A 16,238-nucleotide genomic window follows, 5' to 3' on the forward strand; every position below is an offset into this window, starting at 1 on the left:
AATTTTTAATACATCTTCTCTATAATATCCGCATATTTTTTGATCACCACATTTCTTTTGACTTTCAGAGTGGGAGTAATTTCTCCTGTGTTGATGTCAAATTCAGCCGGCATTAGCGTGAATTTCTTCACTTTTTCATAATCTGCCAGGTGGCTCTGTAATTCTTTGATTTTTTCTTTGTAAAGATCGATTACTTTCTCATTTTTTACAGCATCTTCCCATTTGGTAAAAGGAATATTATTTTTCTTAATATAATCCTGTAAGAATTCGAAATTAGGAACAATCAGTGCTGAAACAAACTGTCTTCCTTCCGCAATCAGCATGATCTGCTGGATAAAATTATTGTTGGTCAGAAGGTTTTCTATCTGTTGCGGAGCGATGTATTTTCCGTTGGAAGTTTTCATCAGGTCTTTAATTCTGTCTGTGATGATCAGGTTTCCTTTCTCATCAAACTTTCCGGCATCACCAGTTTTGAACCATCCGTCTTCTGTGAATACTTTCTGAGTTTCTTCAGGTTTCTTGTAGTATCCTTTCATGATTCCGTTTCCTCTGGCCTGGATCTCATCATTTTCACCGATACGCATTTCTACTCCAGGAAGAGGCTTTCCACTGGTTCCATGCTCAAAGTGAGTTAAAGGGAAAAGGGTCAATGTTGCAGTAGTTTCCGTTAATCCGTATCCAACAGTTACGTGAATGCCCACCGATTCAAAGAAACGGGTAACTTCGGGTGATAATGAAGCTCCACCGCAAGGTAAAAACCAAAGTCTGCCACCCATTTTATTTTTAATTTTACTGAAAACCAGCATATCAGCTACAGATTCTTTGAATTTTAATCCAAAAGGAACCGGTCTTTCATTTCTTCTTAATTCTGCGGTCTCCCATCCGGTTTTAAGCGCCCAGTCAAAGATTTTCTTTTTCAGAGCTGAACCTTCTTCCGCTTTTTCAAGAACTCCGGCATATACTTTCTGGAAAAATCTTGGCACGGCACACATGGCGGTAGGTTTTACTTCTTCCAGTGCTTTGGCAACATTTTTCGGATCTTCAAGGAAATACACACGGGCACCACCGTACAAACAAAGTAAACTCCAGCTTCTTTCAAATACATGGCTTAAAGGTAAGAATGCCAATGAAAGTTCTTCTTCAAAGTTTTTAAACTTAAAAAATTCAAAGTGTGAGTCGAATGCTTTGATGAAATTTCCATGGGTAAGCATTACTCCTTTTGGAATTCCGGTAGTTCCGGAAGTATAGATTAATGTAGCGGTATCATCATTTTCTTTCTTACAGATCTCCAGCTCCGGCGAGGCTTTTGCGATAAAATCTTCAAGATAAAAACTATTGAACTCTTTCTTAATCCACACTGCTTTTTTAGAAACAATAATGGTTTCAAGATTGTTTTCTTTTTTATGTAAAAACTCAAGGCAGGCATCGTACTGCATCTGGTTTCCTACCAAAACGGCTTTAGCACCGGAATCGTTGATGATATGTTCTGCCTGTTCAGCATTATTCGTGGAATAAACAGGTACTGTGACAGCACCGATAGCCAGAGAAGCCAAATCCATAATCATCCATTCTGATGAATTGTCTGAATAAATCGCGACTCTGTCATTCTCCTGAACACCAGATTCTTTTAAAGCATTGGCTGTTTTAAAAATAATTTCACTGAATTTTTTCCAGCTCAGCTCTTTCCAGGCATCTTTCTTTTTAAATCCGATGGCCGCTTTTATAGGATGTTTTTCTACATTTTTAAGGATAATTGCCTCTGCAAGATTCATTTCTTCAGCTTTTTGTCGTTAATATAATTATTCAGGTGAAAGTCTATACTTTCTTTTACAGGAATAAACTGATAGTTCAGTTTTTCTTTGACTTTGTGATTGGAAATGGTGTTGAATGAAGAGATGGCCTCAATATTTGATTTGGTCACCATCCTTAGTTTGGGAATCAGCCATCCGAAAAGGGTGTTGGCTATTCTTCCTATATTCAGCTGGGTTTGGGTAAGAATTTTTGCTTCTTTAAGCCCCAGACGTGATCTTACCTGTTTGGCAAGTTCAGCATATCTGTTGTTTTCAGCGACAATAATAAAACGTTCTCCGAAAAGGTTATTTTCCATTAATCCGATAGCCGTATTGGCTACGTCCCTTACGTCAACATACGCAGAACCTCCTGAAAAGGTAAAGCTATTGTCTTCAAAGGTTGAGAAAAGCTCACCGCTGCTTTGGTTCCAGTTTCCGCTTCCTACGATCATGCCGGGATTAATGATCACCACATTCAGTCCTTCTGCTGACGCTCTCCATGCCTCCATTTCGGATAAATGCTTAGAGATGGCGTAGGCAGAATGTTCCAATTTTGGATTAAAGTCAGAATCTTCGTCCAGTTCTCCTTTTTCATTAAAGTTATCAAGAACGGCAACAGAACTTACGTGGAGAAATTTTTTAACCTCCGATCCTTCACAGGCAAACAATAGATTTTCTGTACCCTTGATATTGGTATGGTACATTTCTTTTTCATCTTTCGGATGAAAACTTACTTTGGCAGCACAGTGATACACCTCATCTACGCCTTGCAGTGCAGTTTTTAAAGAATCGAGATCATCAAAATCTACGTTTACCCATTCAATTTTATTGAAAAAATCGTCAGGATTCTCCGTATAAAAGCTGTATGAATGCTTTACTTCGTTTAAATTGCTGCCCGGCCTTTTGGAAGCACGTACACTTTTCCCTCTTTTAAGAAGTTCCAGTACAATTATTCTTCCCAGAATTCCGGTAGCACCCGTTACAAAAATCATTAATTATTTTACTTGATTGCTGACTAAAATATAACAATATTTTCTATCCGGCAATGCTTCCGGATCGGTAAAAATTATTTGGAAAAACCGTTTTTGCAAATTTGCGATTTTTAAAGCATAATTCAACTTAATTTAACCAATATTATCATTCCGAATACCACAAACCTGAAAATTTAAATCACAAAAGGGTATCCAAGTGAAAAGTCCTGAAAGAATTGACAACTTTCAGGACTTTTTATATTTAAAATTCTTTATTGCTTACGCCATTACCTCATTATTTCTTCTTGGCGCTTTGTCGCAGAGAACATCTGCAATGCTTTTGGAAATAAGGTTTCCATCTGTAAGATTATCCAGCCAGAAGAACTCTCCTGCCGCATTGATCTCGATAAAATAATATTCGTCTTCAGGGGATACAATCATATCTATGGCTCCATAGTCAACATTATAAATATCAAGCAGTTCAAGCAGTTTCGCTTCTACATCTGCCGGAAGTTCTGTTCTGCTCCATTTATCGATGAGATTAACCCCGTCTTTTCTCCAGTCTATTTTGGCATCTTCAGACTGCTGGGAATCTATTTCGAATGCATACACATCTCTTCCCACAATGGTAATACGAAGTTCTTTTTTCTTCTGAATCATCTGCTGAAACTGCATTGGGCAATACAATAATGAATCCAGCTCTTCCAGTTTATCTTCGCCCACAACGTTCGTAAACACTACATTTTCTACTCCATCTTCATAAATGGCAAAACCGGTTTGCATTTTAGCCACCACATTTTGATGCTTTATAATAAATTTCCTTGCCTCATCAGGATTGTTGGTAAGACATGTTGCAGGAATGGTCAGCCCTAATTTATCTGCAATTTTCAATTGTTCTTCCTTGCTGTCTAACCTTCTGTAAACACTTGGTTTTCCTAAAGAATAAACATCCACAGATTCAAAGAAACCAAAAAGAGTATTTCTGATTTCTCCCATAGCTGCACCGTAAAATTTTGAGTCCATTTCTTCTTTTAATCCTTTTCCGATATTGTAGGCTCTTCTGTACCAGATGGCTGAAATATCGTCCAAACGATGTTTTGCTTCAGGCGTTTCCAGATAGCTTACCCATTCTCCATCCTGGAAAATAGTGGACAGTTTGTTTTGTAATGGATAAACGTCCACATCAAAGCGAATGACTTCACAATTATTTTTTTCAATGTATTCTGTTACTTTTTCAATGGAAAAGTTATCTGCGGTATGGGTAATTATTAAAATTTTATTCATAGAAATTAATTCTTTTGATAAGGTTGTCGGCAATTCTTTCTGCGATGGGAAATCCCAGCTCTTTCTGAAGCATTCCCCATTCTCCCTGAGGATTGACTTCAAGGAAGTAATACGCACCGTCTCTTCCTTTGATCATATCAATCGCTCCTATATAAAGTCCCATTTCTTTCATCATGGAAGTGAGATTGGCTTTAATGGTATCAGGTAATTCGTATTCTTCCCAGAAATATCCTTCACGGGCAACTCTCCAGTCCGCATTTTCACTGTTATTGATTTTTCCTGTAAAAAACTCACCATCTACATACACGATTCGTAATTCATATTCTTTATCAATATAGGGTTGAAAAATCATCGGACAGTATGAAATATCTGAAAGGTGTTCCAGAGACTCTTCCTCAATAATGGTAGTGGAAATCATATTTTCCCCTGACATTGTTTTTGCGGTAACTCCGTGAAGCTTCGCTATGGCTTTTCCCTGGCAGTATTGATAGAAAAATGTCGTTATTTTTTCTTCGTCATTGGAAAAAATGGTTTTGGGAATGGTTAAGTTATTTCTTTGTGCTATTTTCAGCTGCAATATCTTATTTCCATCTATTTTTTTTTCATTTTCATAAGGGTTGATCCAGGGAATATGTTCTAAAGCTGTTATCAGGTTATACCTAAGGCTGCCATATTCGTTGAGAAAGATTTTTTCGTAATCCTGATCAAGCTCTTCGGGAGCGCTGATCTTCCATGCTTTTCTGTGCCATACGCCTTTGATATCATCAGAATGGATGGTATTTCCTGATTCGTCAGTCAATTCAAATGAATCTTCATGAATACTGATTTTCTGAAGGTGGTTCAGACGGTCAGAATTCAGTCTAAAATAAGGAATATTTTGGGAAGCCAGGTATTCGAAAAAGAGATCAATATTATAAAAATCCTGTGAATGGGTGATGCAGAGAATCATTTGCCGGTTTTATTAAAAAGGGAAACTTATTATTTAAGTTTCCCCTACTATTTTATTTAATATTCTTTCTGATCTTACAGTGGAAGAGTGATTGTATCATCATCACCGTCAGAAGGATATTTCAGCGTGTGCATCATATCGTCTTTTGGAGAAGTTACAGTATCTATTGCTGGCTTTGTGATCAAATCTCTTTCAGCAAGGGTGATATCACTTCCTCCTTTTACCGTTTCCGGATCTTTTACCTGTTTTTCCAAGAATGATGCGAAAAACGGCTTCTTCTTTGAGTTGTTGCTTTTCATAATGTTTTAGTTTTGGTTTGATATATAATTGAGCTTAAGCTTTAGTATATTTCTTATGCTTCTAAAACATCCTCATCACCGTCAGAAGGATATTTCATTGTTACATTGTCATTGTCAGGCTTTGTAACACTGTCTTCAAGTGCTGTAGTCGTGATATGATCTTTGATTACTGATGTAATCTGATCAGCAAGTACAGAAGTAATACCTCCTCCTTTTACTGTTTCAGGATCTTTAACCTGTTTTTCTAAGAATGATGCAAAAAACGGCTTCTTTTTTGAATTTTTGTTTTCCATAAGTTAATATTTTTATTGTTTTTTGAAAATCCAAAGTACAAAAATTTCAACTCATGGAGAAATAATATATGTTTTTAATAAAATTTTAACACAATATTGAAAATCAAAGTATAAAATTAATTTAAACCAAGAAACTCCTTAACAACATTTGCAAAATCAACAGGATTTTCCGCTTGTACCCAATGTCCTGCATTCTTTACCGTCACTATTTTAGCTTTAGGGAATTGCTGCTTGATTCCGAATTCGTCCTGTGGCAGGATATAATTGGATTTTGCCCCTGCTATAAACAAAGTTTCTCCTTCAAAAATCCCAAATTTAATTGCATTGGAAACAAATTCAGTATATTTTTCAGATAATGTCTTAAGATTGAATCTCCAGCCCAGTTTTTTATTATCATCCCAATACAGGTTTTTCGTCAGAAACTGTACAGTAGATCTTTCCGGAATATATTGATTCAGGACAGCTTCCACTTCATTTCTTGAAGTTACCGTATTGAAATCAACGGTTTCCAGTGCTTTGATAATTCCCTGATGATGCGGTGGATATGCTTTAGGTGAAATATCTACAACAATCAGTTTTTCAACACGTTCAGGGTATTTTATGGCAAACTGCATCACCGCTTTTCCTCCCAGAGAATGCCCTAAAACATGAGCTTTTTGAATTCCATAATGATCCATATAACGGGCAATATCATCTGCAAGGTCATCATGAGACATGCTGTCTGAATGAAAGCTTCTCCCATGGTTTCTAAGATCGATCAGGTGTACCGGAAGATATTCTCCCAGATCCTTTCCGAAACTTCCCCAGTTGTCAAGCATTCCGAATAATCCGTGAAATACAAGAAGCGGCGTATTGGTCACATTTTCGCCGAATATTTTTGAGTTTAAAATTTCCATATTTTAGAAGTTAGATGTGAGAAATCAGAAGTTAGAAATCAAAAGAAAGTTGTACTAACTTCTAATTTCTAACTTCTGGTTTCTTATATTTACCATTTTGCAAGTCTCTTCAGATAAGCCTGAACTGTATTTTCCAATCCCATATAAAGAGCTTCTGAAACCAAAGCATGTCCGATAGATACTTCCAACAGATTCGGAATGGTATCTGCAAAATATTTCAGATTTTCTAAGCTCAAATCATGACCTGCATTGATTCCCAATCCGAAATTGGTAGCTTCAACCGCAGTATCATAATAAGGTTTTATGGCTTGTTCTTTATTAATAAGATAATTTTTTGCGTAAGCTTCTGTGTACAGCTCAATTCTATCTGCTCCTGTTTTTGCTGCATATTCTACAAGTTCCGGTAAAGGATCCAGGAAAACAGAAGTACGGATTCCAGCTTTTTTAAATTCTGCAATAATCTCTGTAAGGTAATCAAGATGTTTTTTTGTATCCCAGCCTGCATTGGAGGTAATGGCATCATCAGCATCCGGCACCAGCGTTACCTGCTCAGGTTTTACTTCCAATACCATATCAATAAAATCCTGATGAGGATTTCCTTCAATATTAAACTCAGTCGTAACCAACGGCTTCAGATCATAGACATCTTTTCTTGTTATATGCCTTTCATCAGGTCTTGGATGGATGGTAATTCCCTGCCCGCCAAATTCCTGAATTTTTACAGCAGCTTCTGTAACACTTGGGGTCTCACCTCCTCTTGCATTTCTTAACGTCGCAATTTTATTAATGTTTACGCTTAGTTTTGTCATTTTATTTTAGATGTTAGATATGAGATGTGAGAAGTTAGAGGCTTGGGGCTGGAGGCAAATCCAGGCATTGTACTTCTATTGGTGCTTCCACATTCATGATCATTTAAAAGTTTAATTTAAAGTTTTTTTGAAAAGGCTGAAACTTACAGTTTCCCTTCTCTGTTTTCCAGCTGTTACACTTTCACGCTTACCTGCATTACCTGAAGTTCAAATTCTTTTGAAGCTACTAATAAATGGTCAAAAATATCTGCCTGTATCTGCTCAAAACGTTCCCATTTGGAATCACTGGCAAAACAATATACTTCAAGGGGTAATCCTTGTGGGGTAATCTCCAGCTGACGAACCATTCTGGTTCCGTTTTTATCTATATCGGGATCATTTTCAATATATTTCTGTGCATAATATCTGAAAACACCAATATTGGTAAGCTGTCTTCCATTCACAATTTTATCTTTATGTTCCAAGCTTTCCTTTTCTTTTTTGATCTCTGAAGTTCTTTCTTCCAGATAATCCGAAATCAGGTTAATTTCCTTTAAACGCTCTACATCTTCATCAGTAAGAAACTTGAAAGAATTAATGTTAAAGTAAATTGATTTTTTTATTCTTCGGGTGTTTGACTCAGACATCACCTGCATATTCTTGATCTCGGTGGTCATCAGATCATAAGTGGGAATCGTTGAAACTGTTTTATCAAAATTGGTAATTTTGGTGGTTAAAAGGTTGATCTCTGTAATATTACCTTCGATGCTGTATTTGGGAATACTTACCCAATCCCCTACTTTCAGATTTTTGGAGGTTGCCACGTGAAGACCTGTTACAAACCCCAGGATAGTATCTCTGAAAACCAATACCAGAACAGCTGTAATAGCTCCCAGACTTCCTACAATTGTTGTTCCTTTGATTCCGAAAATCACACAAAGGCCTACTACAGTAAATATAAAAAGTCCTAAAATTTTTACAGTTTCTGAAATGGCATTGAGTGCCATTATTTTATAGAAATCCTGTTTGATACTAAAATAGTTTCTGAAAGCTGTCAGCGATCTGTAGAGCATTCCTGCTAATATCAATACTAATCCCAGATTGATACATCTTATGATAAAAATGGTGGTCTTCGGCAGTGCATTTTCCGGAAATATGGAACCCTGAATACCGTCCACAACAATCAAAGCTGCAAAATGCGCTACAGAATTGGTGATTTTCGACTGATAAATAGATTTTAAAATGGGAAACTTCTGTTCATTATGAAATAACCTGAATACAGAATTGATAATGAACTTAAAAACAAAATCAGTAATAAAAAACAGGACAAGAAGTAAACTCAGTTTTACAATAATATGAAAAACCCAATCCAGCCCGGAGGGTGATATCTGGGTAATATAAATGTAAAGCCGTTCGCTCAGCTCCTGTATAAAGTTTTTGGTTTCTTGTAACTGGTCATTCATTACAGCAAATTTATGAAATTAAGAATCATCATTTTACTATTCATAATCAATTTTCATCCCAAAAAGTATTATCCGGAAATTTGATATAAAAAAATCCGTGAACTCAGCTGTAAAATATCAAATCCTCTACAACCTTTAATTATAAATGAAAAATTAACTACAAATAACCTATTTAAGTAAAAAATATTAAAATAAATTACAATTTAATTGTTTCAATATTAAAAATTTATTAAATTTGGTTAAAACTAAACCCATCAAAATCAATTAAATATGAGACAAAATTACTTGTTCATCGTACTATGCAGCCTTGTGCTCTTAGTAAACTGTAAAGGAGGTGATGACTCAGTGAATCCGGAAGATTCCAAAACTTTACCCACTGGAACTATAGAAGGTAAAGTATTTGCTAAAAACGGAACAAAACCCATTGGTGGTGCCACGGTGTTTACTATTGACAGCAAAAATCAGGTTTATCACACGTATTCCAATGCGGATGGTTCCTTCAGTCTGACTGCACCTGAAGGAAAAACAACTCTTCACATTCAGACCGGTAATGGCCTTAATTTCAGAACTGAAATTCCTGTTACCATTAACAAAAATGAAACAACTAGTGTTCCCAGCAAAGATTCCAAACTGAACCAGATTGCAAAAATAGCTTATGTAGAAGGCAGTTATGACGAAATAGAGGCTATTATTACAAATCTTGGGTACACCGCAACAGAAATCAGCTATCAGGATTTAAAAAACTTCAACACCATTTCTCAGTATGATATTATTTTCCTGAACTGCGGTTCACGTAATCTTGCACAGACGGGAACCAGCTCACCTGGTAACGACCTTTCCGTTTTCAGTAATCTCTCTACTTTTATCACAAACGGCGGAAGCATTTACAGCTCAGACTGGGCTGCTGCGTATCTGGTAGGCGGAAATCAAAATGCGCAATCCTGCGGTATAGCCGGAGGCTTTCTGGATTTTACGAAGATATGTTTTAATATCAATGGAAATGCCAGTATGTATAACAACTGTACTGTTTCCAATACTGCTATGGCTTCAGCATTAGGGTTTAGTACATTAGATATCCAGTATGATATGTCTCTGTGGCAAAAAATCCAGTATTATGATCCTTTATTCTGGGAAGTATTGGTACAGAAAGATAACGAACCACTGATGATAAGAACCAATAAGTACGTGGATAAAACCGCCCCTAAAACCACTGTGGGAACGTCTTTAAACAATAATCACATGACGATCTGCCATCATACGGCAAATGGCAACACAATTACCATTACCATTAATCAGAATGCATGGAATGCTCATCAGGCGCATGGCGATTATATGGGATCATGTTCAGGAACGACAAGCAGTGGAAATATTTATTATACCACATTCCATAATCATGCAAGTGGAAATATCGGCAAAGCAGGACCGATTCTGGAATACGTAATCTTAAATTTGTAATAAAATTTTATAACTCAGTTCTCAAAGTGGCTTTTTATAAGGCCACTTTTTTTATATTGCATGTATATTTTTTAAAAGAATGGATACAACGATTATCAATATTTTCTGCCTTATTCTGTTATTTATAGGAATATTAGGAACTTTTCTTCCGGTATTACCTGGTCTTTTGCTGAGTATCTGCGGACTTTTGATCTATAAATTCGGGACGGATGCTGATCTTTCTATGATTTATATCTGGGCATTCGGAATTCTTACACTTGCTTCTGTAGTGTTAAGTTATGTAATTCCGGCAAAGACCAACAGAAAATATGGCGGTACCCGCTGGGGAAGCATTGGCTCTGTGATTGGAACAATTGTTGGGATATTTATTCCTATTCCGTTGGGATTTCTGATAGGAATGTTTGCAGGGGTATTTATTGGTGAGTTACTTCACGACAGTAAGGATATGAATAAAGCCTTACGATCAACCAAAGGAGCACTGATTGGATTCATTTATGGAACCGGATTCAGTTTTGTGGTAGGAGTGGCAATGTTTTTGGTAGTATTACTTAATATGTTTAACGTCATTTAATTAAATATAAGAAACTATGTTCCATAAAATTGTCATACTCAGTCTGGGAATATTTGCATTAACAGGATGCGATGCCCAAAAGAAATCCAGAATTAATACAAAAGCTACTGAAATGTCCACAGGTACAAAAACAACAAGTTCTGATCATCAGAAAGACGGTGTTATTTATCTGACTGAAGGAGAAAATAAGTTTTTACGAGAATACCAGATGAATGTGACATTCAAAGGAGTTTCTGAAGACAGCCGTTGTCCTGAAGGAGCTCAATGTATATGGGCTGGTGTTGCTCTTGCTCAGGTGGAAGTAATGGGAACTTCTACCCGACCGATGACCCTGAACCTTGCAAGCGCAGATTACCCGGCAAGAAATTATCATCAGTCGACAGAATTTAACGGATATACTATCACATTACAAGACATTGCTCCTCATCCAAAATCGCAGGATGGGACAAAAGCATTAGCCGGAAAATATAAAATCGGAATTACAATAAAAAAAGCAGATCAATCTGCTGATTCTACCAGGAAATAGGCTTCTTCCCTTTGGAAACAAGATATTCATTAATTTTTGAGAAAGGCTTGCTTCCAAAAAAACCTCTGTACACAGAAAAAGGTGAAGGATGTGCCGATTTAATAATAAAATGTTTAGCCGGATCTATGAGTTCGGCTTTTTTTTGTGCAAAAGCGCCCCATAAAACAAAAACCACATTCTCCTTTTTATCTGAAATTTCCTTAATAATAAAGTTGGTAAATTTTTCCCAGCCTAAATCTTTATGAGAATTGGGTGAATGCGCACGAACCGTTAAGGTAGCATTCAACAGTAAAACGCCCTGTTTTCCCCAATCATCAAGTTCTTTAGAAGTTCTTACCACTCCCAGATCATCTTTTAACTCTATAAAAATATTTTTCAGGGATGGCGGTGCTGCAACCTGCTCAGAAACAGAGAAACACAATCCATTCGCCTGATAATCGTTATGATAAGGATCCTGGCCAATAATCACTACTTCCACATCATCAAAAGCTGTAAGTTCCAATGCTCTGAAAATCTGATTTTTGGGTGGAAAAACTTTGGTTGTTGCATATTCATTCTTCACTTTCTCCCAAAGGGTGGTAAAGTATTCCGTACTTTTTATCGGGGCTAAAATTTCTGTCCAGGTCATAGTGCAAAAATAATAATATTAAAATAAAATAAGAGCCTCCATTATACTTTAAATATCTTCACTTTTCTTTCAATCAGCATATACGAAAAATAGGACAGCAATAATGAAAAGGAGATTAATAACACATTATTAAGATGATAAGAATTTACAATAATGAAATTCTGTTTCTTCACCATATAATGGATAATGTATAACGAATAGGAAATATTTCCTAAAAAATACACCGCTTTAGTTTCTAAAAATGCTTTCAGATAATTTGAATTTCCTTCATACAGATATTTGATCATCAATGCTGATAATAAAGGGATAAACAAGAGCCCTTTTTCCACAAAAAGCATAAACCCAAACAATAGGAGAATGATATAAAGGAACAGGTTTTCCTTCTTCGTTTTAAATGGTGGCAGAAGGGCAATTCCAATTCCAAGAAAATAGGAAGAAACCGTTCTTAGCAGAGAAACCAGTCCGTAAGGAAGATCAAGATATCTTGGTGATTCCCCTACTTGCATTGGATGTTCAGAACCTATATATAAATGATCGGGAATATATGGAAGTGCAAACCTCAAAACCAGACTGGCAATAATTAAAATTTCGCTGCGTATTTTATAATGCAGAACAAGCCATAGCATAAAAGGAAATATCAAATAACAAACCCATTCTGTACTGAGTGACCAATAGACCACATTCAGCAGATAATCAGGATTAAAAAAACACTGTAATAAGCTTGCATTAATCAGAAATCCTGCTATAGAAGTTTTCATTAAAAACAAAGCAATAAAAACAACTGATATAATATAGACAGGATAAATTCTGTTAACTCTCTTTTTATAAAAAACCTCTATTGCTTTATAGTTCAGATTTTTAAATTTATCGGAGTAAGAAATTGTCAGTAAGAAAGCACTCAGCACAAAAAAGATATCAACCGCTACATACCCTTTTCCTACTATATCCTGAATGAATTCATTCCTAAAAAAACTAAAATGAAAAAACGCTACCCATAATGCAACAATCCCTCTAAGTCCCGTTAAAGATTTTATTTCATTTTTCATATGTAATTTCAATCGGTGATAAAGATAGAGAAAAACCTGCTAGATTTCTTACAGACGATCACCCGATAGCCTTTTCAAACTAAAAATAATATTATCCGGAAAACCTTCATCTTTTTTTCCTTCCTGCAAAATAAAATGATGTTTTAAAAGAAGTCCTTTTGAATTTTCATTGAATGTACTGGTAATGGCCAAAATTTCCTGTAAATGGAGCTCGTTAAATCCGTACTCTACAACCGCATTTAAAGCTTCAGACATAATTCCTTTTCTGTGGTACTCTGGCAACAGTTCATAGCCGACTTCTGCTGTCTTCCGGTCTTCAGAAAAATTCCAAAGACAAATGGTTCCGATAAGATGGGACTGATCTTTTAAAGAAATTCCCCAATAGACCGTTTGATTATTTTGAGTTCTTTGCTTAATTGTTAAAATAAACTGAAGCGCGTCATAGTTGGTCTTTGGTGAAACTCTTTTCACAAATTTATTGACTTCCGGATTGCCTCGGATTTTTAAAATGTCTTCTGTATTATTTTCATTGATTCCTTTTAAAATCAATCTTGATGTTTCTAGTTTCACATCTCAAATGTAATAAAAAGAATAGCATCAATTTATATAAATGCAAAGGTTATTGCATTCTATTACTCATTTTAAGTAAGCAAAGAAATACGACTAAATTGCTGATGAAGTGGCAGAATGGGCAAATCGCTTAGAAAGAATCAATGTATTGATTTCACTCTTTGCATCCTTAAAAGAGATAAGGTTTAGTAATAAAAAACTTTGCGTGTAAAAAAATTGATCTTTTTTGAAGTTTTAAAATTTTCGAGAAAAAAGCACCCCTATAATCATTAAACTCGCCGTTAATTTATTCTGTAAATCTCTCAGATATACGTAATAATCAAAATTCTCACTAAATTTGCATTGTGTATATAGATAAAGAAGATTTAGACGAATTAGAGTTTCCGCAATTGCTCGCGGAAATCTCCCCATTTGCGTATTCTCCAAAAACAAGAGAAAAAATTCTTCAACTTCGTCCGATGGAAATTGACGAGGCGGAACTTTCATTAAAAAAAACCTCAGAATATCTGTCGAGTTTTGAAAGTTCAAACGCGATTCCGTTTGATGAATATGAAGATATTGAAAGTGAGCTGAAATTGATGCTGATTGAGAACTACCGTCTGGAAAATGCTGCTTTCATCAAAATAAAAACCATCACGGAACAAATCGGAAGACTTCAGAAATTCTTCCCTACCATGCCGGAAACGTTTCCTACTTTGTTAGAAGAGGTTTCTGTACTGGAATTCAGAAAAGAGATTATTGAGAAGGTAGATAAGGTTTTTAACCGTTTTGGTGAAGTAAAAAATGAAGCTTCTCCAGCTCTGAAAGGGATAAGAACTGAAATTCAGCTTGCTAAAAAGGCGATTCAGGAAAACTTCAACCGTGCGCTTACCACGTATGGACAGAGTGACTTTCTGGATGATATCCGGGAAACGATTATTGACGACCAAAGGGTTCTGGCCGTAAAATCAGGATTCAAAAAAAGGGTTGCCGGAAGAACATTAGGAATTTCCAAAACAGGTTCCATCACGTATATTCAGCCGGACAGTGTGGTAAAGCACTATTTCAAACTGCGTGAAAATGAAGAGGAAGAGAAAAAAGAAATTGATAAAGTTCTCCGTAAACTTACTGCAGAACTGGCCGAATTTCAACCTCAGCTATGGAGATATCAGGTGTATATTTTTGACCTTGACCTTACGAGAGCTAAAGCGAAATTTGGTGAAGTGATCAACGGAGTTCTTCCGAAAATCAACCATCATAAAACGCTGAGACTAAAAGATGCTTACCATCCTCTTTTATGGTTAAGAAACAGAGTTGAAAACAAAACCATTCATCCTCAGACACTTACCTTAACAGAACATAACAGGATCATCTGTATTTCCGGTCCGAATGCCGGTGGAAAGTCAATTACCCTGAAAACGGTAGGATTATTACAGCTGATGATTCAGAGTGGCATCCTGGTTCCGGTTCATCCTAAGTCTGAAATGTTTTTCTTTGAGAAAATCATGACTGATATTGGGGACAACCAGTCCATTGAAAACCATTTATCTACCTATTCATCGAGGTTGAAGAAAATGTCCGGGATCATTCGTGAGGCTGATGCCAATACGCTTCTGCTTATTGATGAGTTCGGTACAGGTTCTGATCCGGAGCTTGGAGGTGCGCTTGCAGAAAGTTTCATGGAGTTTTTCTATGACAAAAAGAGTTTCGCCATCATTACGACGCACTATACCAATATTAAACTGGTAATAGAACAGCTTCCCAATGCCCAGAATGCAGCCATGCTTTTCAATGAAGAAACATTGGAACCGATGTATAAGCTGGAAGTGGGACAGGCAGGAAGTTCATTTACTTTTGAAGTTGCGGAAAAGAATAAAATTCCAAGATTCATTATCCATTCTGCGAAGAAAAAAGTAGAACATGATATTGTGAATCTTGACAAAACGATTGTAAAACTGCAACAGGAAAAATTTGAGGTAGAAAAACTGAAATCTGATCTTGCAGAAAGAAAAGAATCTGTAGAAGATAAACGTGATAATCTTCAGAAACTAAATGAGCAGCTTCAGCAGAAACTGTTCAATTTCCAGAAACTTTATGAAGAGGAACACCGAAAACTACAGTTCGGGAATAAGATTGAAACATTCATTGACAGCTATACCAAAGGAAAATCCAGAAAGGATGTGGTAAAAGATTTTGTAAAACTTCTTGAACAGGAGAAATTCAGAAAACTGGGCAGTGATAAGGATGAAACCAAACGCCTGCAGGTTGTTAAGAGAAAAATCACTCAACAGCTGAAAAAGGAAGAGGTTATTGAAAAAATTGCTGAGACCAATGAAAAACTGGAAGAAAAACGTAAAACCGACCGTGCTGTGTGGATGAAAATCGGACAGCGTGTTCGTATTACCGGAAGCACCAGTGTAGGAACCATTGAAAAAATTTCCAGAAATAAAGTGATCGTCAATTACGGAACTTTCAAGACCACGATTGATGCGGATGAACTTGAAAGAATTTAATGAATAAGAAATTAAATTAACGCAAATATAAAGAGAGAGCACCAGAAGGTACTCTCTTTTTTATATTATGCTTCATTTTTCTATTGCTATGCTTAAGGCTTTCCCTACATTTGAATATAAATGGGGAGCTTTGGAATGATAAACTGTATTCATATATAGTAAATATAAAAAAAATATTTCACGTTTAAAGGATTTTTTGTGACATTTTATGGAAAAT

The 16,238-nt window shown here is 36.1% G+C and carries 16 protein-coding genes; 4 read left to right on the plus strand and 12 right to left on the minus strand.

The window, feature by feature from the left end:
- Positions 1-5: 5 nt before the first annotated feature.
- The 9 genes from PZ898_RS08540 to PZ898_RS08580 all read right to left on the minus strand — a co-directional run bounded on the left by PZ898_RS08540 (position 6) and on the right by PZ898_RS08580 (position 8,733).
- Entirely contained in the window at positions 6-1,772 is a 1,767-nt protein-coding gene (locus PZ898_RS08540; protein ID WP_216444128.1) for a long-chain fatty acid--CoA ligase, read from the minus strand.
- On the minus strand, positions 1,769-2,782 hold the full coding sequence (locus PZ898_RS08545; RefSeq protein WP_062674473.1) for an NAD-dependent epimerase/dehydratase family protein: 1,014 nt from the start codon (positions 2,780-2,782) through the stop codon (positions 1,769-1,771). Before PZ898_RS08545 ends, PZ898_RS08540 begins: the two co-directional genes overlap by 4 nt.
- Positions 2,783-3,040: 258 nt before the next feature.
- A complete protein-coding gene (locus tag PZ898_RS08550; protein ID WP_277695303.1) occupies positions 3,041-4,045 on the minus strand; it encodes an MvdD family ATP-grasp ribosomal peptide maturase in 1,005 nt (334 codons plus the stop codon).
- A complete protein-coding gene (locus tag PZ898_RS08555) occupies positions 4,038-4,994 on the minus strand; it encodes an MvdC family ATP-grasp ribosomal peptide maturase (protein WP_277695304.1) in 957 nt (318 codons plus the stop codon). Before PZ898_RS08555 ends, PZ898_RS08550 begins: the two co-directional genes overlap by 8 nt.
- Before the next feature lie 74 nt (positions 4,995-5,068).
- Positions 5,069-5,293, minus strand: a complete 225-nt coding sequence (locus PZ898_RS08560) for a microviridin/marinostatin family tricyclic proteinase inhibitor (RefSeq protein ID WP_062674467.1) — start codon at positions 5,291-5,293, stop codon at positions 5,069-5,071.
- Between the two features lie 53 nt (positions 5,294-5,346).
- Positions 5,347-5,586, minus strand: a complete 240-nt coding sequence (locus PZ898_RS08565; RefSeq protein ID WP_062674464.1) for a microviridin/marinostatin family tricyclic proteinase inhibitor — start codon at positions 5,584-5,586, stop codon at positions 5,347-5,349.
- A gap of 116 nt (positions 5,587-5,702) precedes the next feature.
- Positions 5,703-6,482, minus strand: a complete 780-nt coding sequence (locus tag PZ898_RS08570) for an alpha/beta fold hydrolase (protein ID WP_277695305.1) — start codon at positions 6,480-6,482, stop codon at positions 5,703-5,705.
- Between the two features lie 89 nt (positions 6,483-6,571).
- Positions 6,572-7,291: a pyridoxine 5'-phosphate synthase gene (locus PZ898_RS08575; RefSeq protein ID WP_062674459.1), complete on the minus strand. Its 720-nt coding sequence runs from the start codon at positions 7,289-7,291 to the stop codon at positions 6,572-6,574.
- Between the two features lie 173 nt (positions 7,292-7,464).
- Positions 7,465-8,733 (minus strand): mechanosensitive ion channel domain-containing protein, encoded by a 1,269-nt coding sequence (locus tag PZ898_RS08580; RefSeq protein ID WP_062674458.1) that lies wholly within the window; start codon positions 8,731-8,733, stop codon positions 7,465-7,467.
- A 270-nt stretch (positions 8,734-9,003) separates the two neighbouring features.
- On the opposite strand from PZ898_RS08580, the gene PZ898_RS08585 reads away from it, so the two are divergent.
- The 3 genes from PZ898_RS08585 (at position 9,004) to PZ898_RS08595 (ending at position 11,285) form a co-directional block, all read left to right on the plus strand.
- Positions 9,004-10,188 (plus strand): carboxypeptidase-like regulatory domain-containing protein, encoded by a 1,185-nt coding sequence (locus PZ898_RS08585; RefSeq protein WP_277695306.1) that lies wholly within the window; start codon positions 9,004-9,006, stop codon positions 10,186-10,188.
- Positions 10,189-10,267: 79 nt separating this feature from the next.
- A complete protein-coding gene (locus tag PZ898_RS08590) occupies positions 10,268-10,759 on the plus strand; it encodes a DUF456 domain-containing protein (RefSeq protein ID WP_062674452.1) in 492 nt (163 codons plus the stop codon).
- 16 nt (positions 10,760-10,775) lie between these two features.
- Positions 10,776-11,285: a hypothetical protein gene (locus PZ898_RS08595; RefSeq protein ID WP_277695307.1), complete on the plus strand. Its 510-nt coding sequence runs from the start codon at positions 10,776-10,778 to the stop codon at positions 11,283-11,285.
- Here the strand turns inward: PZ898_RS08595 and PZ898_RS08600 are convergent.
- Genes PZ898_RS08600 through PZ898_RS08610 form a run of 3 tightly spaced genes read right to left on the minus strand, consistent with a single transcriptional unit; the run spans position 11,272 to position 13,529 of the window.
- A complete protein-coding gene (locus PZ898_RS08600; protein WP_123279415.1) occupies positions 11,272-11,913 on the minus strand; it encodes a uracil-DNA glycosylase in 642 nt (213 codons plus the stop codon). The two genes, PZ898_RS08595 and PZ898_RS08600, sit on opposite strands and share 14 nt — an antisense overlap.
- A 41-nt stretch (positions 11,914-11,954) precedes the next feature.
- Positions 11,955-12,959 carry an acyltransferase gene (locus tag PZ898_RS08605; protein ID WP_277695308.1) on the minus strand — a complete coding sequence of 335 codons (1,005 nt, stop codon included), beginning with the start codon at positions 12,957-12,959 and terminating at the stop codon, positions 11,955-11,957.
- 48 nt (positions 12,960-13,007) lie between these two features.
- A complete protein-coding gene (locus PZ898_RS08610; RefSeq protein WP_120231926.1) occupies positions 13,008-13,529 on the minus strand; it encodes a GNAT family N-acetyltransferase in 522 nt (173 codons plus the stop codon).
- 344 nt (positions 13,530-13,873) lie between these two features.
- Between PZ898_RS08610 and PZ898_RS08615 the strand changes: the two genes are divergently transcribed.
- On the plus strand, positions 13,874-16,021 hold the full coding sequence (locus tag PZ898_RS08615; protein WP_062674442.1) for a DNA mismatch repair protein MutS: 2,148 nt from the start codon (positions 13,874-13,876) through the stop codon (positions 16,019-16,021).
- The last annotated feature ends 217 nt before the right edge of the window (positions 16,022-16,238 follow it).

Source organism: Chryseobacterium sp. WX (assembly GCF_029542485.1).
Classification (GTDB): Bacteria; Bacteroidota; Bacteroidia; order Flavobacteriales; family Weeksellaceae; genus Chryseobacterium; species Chryseobacterium cucumeris.

Coding starts and splice junctions, on each gene's coding strand:
- PZ898_RS08575 (WP_062674459.1), bottom strand. CDS start 7,291: ATGACAAAACTAAGCGTAAACATTAATAAAATTGCGACGTTAAGAAAT.
- PZ898_RS08560 (WP_062674467.1), bottom strand. CDS start 5,293: ATGAAAAGCAACAACTCAAAGAAGAAGCCGTTTTTCGCATCATTCTTG.
- PZ898_RS08600 (WP_123279415.1), bottom strand. CDS start 11,913: ATGACCTGGACAGAAATTTTAGCCCCGATAAAAAGTACGGAATACTTT.
- PZ898_RS08605 (WP_277695308.1), bottom strand. CDS start 12,959: ATGAAAAATGAAATAAAATCTTTAACGGGACTTAGAGGGATTGTTGCA.
- PZ898_RS08590 (WP_062674452.1), top strand. CDS start 10,268: ATGGATACAACGATTATCAATATTTTCTGCCTTATTCTGTTATTTATA.
- PZ898_RS08585 (WP_277695306.1), top strand. CDS start 9,004: ATGAGACAAAATTACTTGTTCATCGTACTATGCAGCCTTGTGCTCTTA.
- PZ898_RS08570 (WP_277695305.1), bottom strand. CDS start 6,482: ATGGAAATTTTAAACTCAAAAATATTCGGCGAAAATGTGACCAATACG.
- PZ898_RS08565 (WP_062674464.1), bottom strand. CDS start 5,586: ATGGAAAACAAAAATTCAAAAAAGAAGCCGTTTTTTGCATCATTCTTA.
- PZ898_RS08595 (WP_277695307.1), top strand. CDS start 10,776: ATGTTCCATAAAATTGTCATACTCAGTCTGGGAATATTTGCATTAACA.
- PZ898_RS08580 (WP_062674458.1), bottom strand. CDS start 8,733: ATGAATGACCAGTTACAAGAAACCAAAAACTTTATACAGGAGCTGAGC.
- PZ898_RS08555 (WP_277695304.1), bottom strand. CDS start 4,994: ATGATTCTCTGCATCACCCATTCACAGGATTTTTATAATATTGATCTC.
- PZ898_RS08540 (WP_216444128.1), bottom strand. CDS start 1,772: ATGAATCTTGCAGAGGCAATTATCCTTAAAAATGTAGAAAAACATCCT.
- PZ898_RS08545 (WP_062674473.1), bottom strand. CDS start 2,782: ATGATTTTTGTAACGGGTGCTACCGGAATTCTGGGAAGAATAATTGTA.
- PZ898_RS08550 (WP_277695303.1), bottom strand. CDS start 4,045: ATGAATAAAATTTTAATAATTACCCATACCGCAGATAACTTTTCCATT.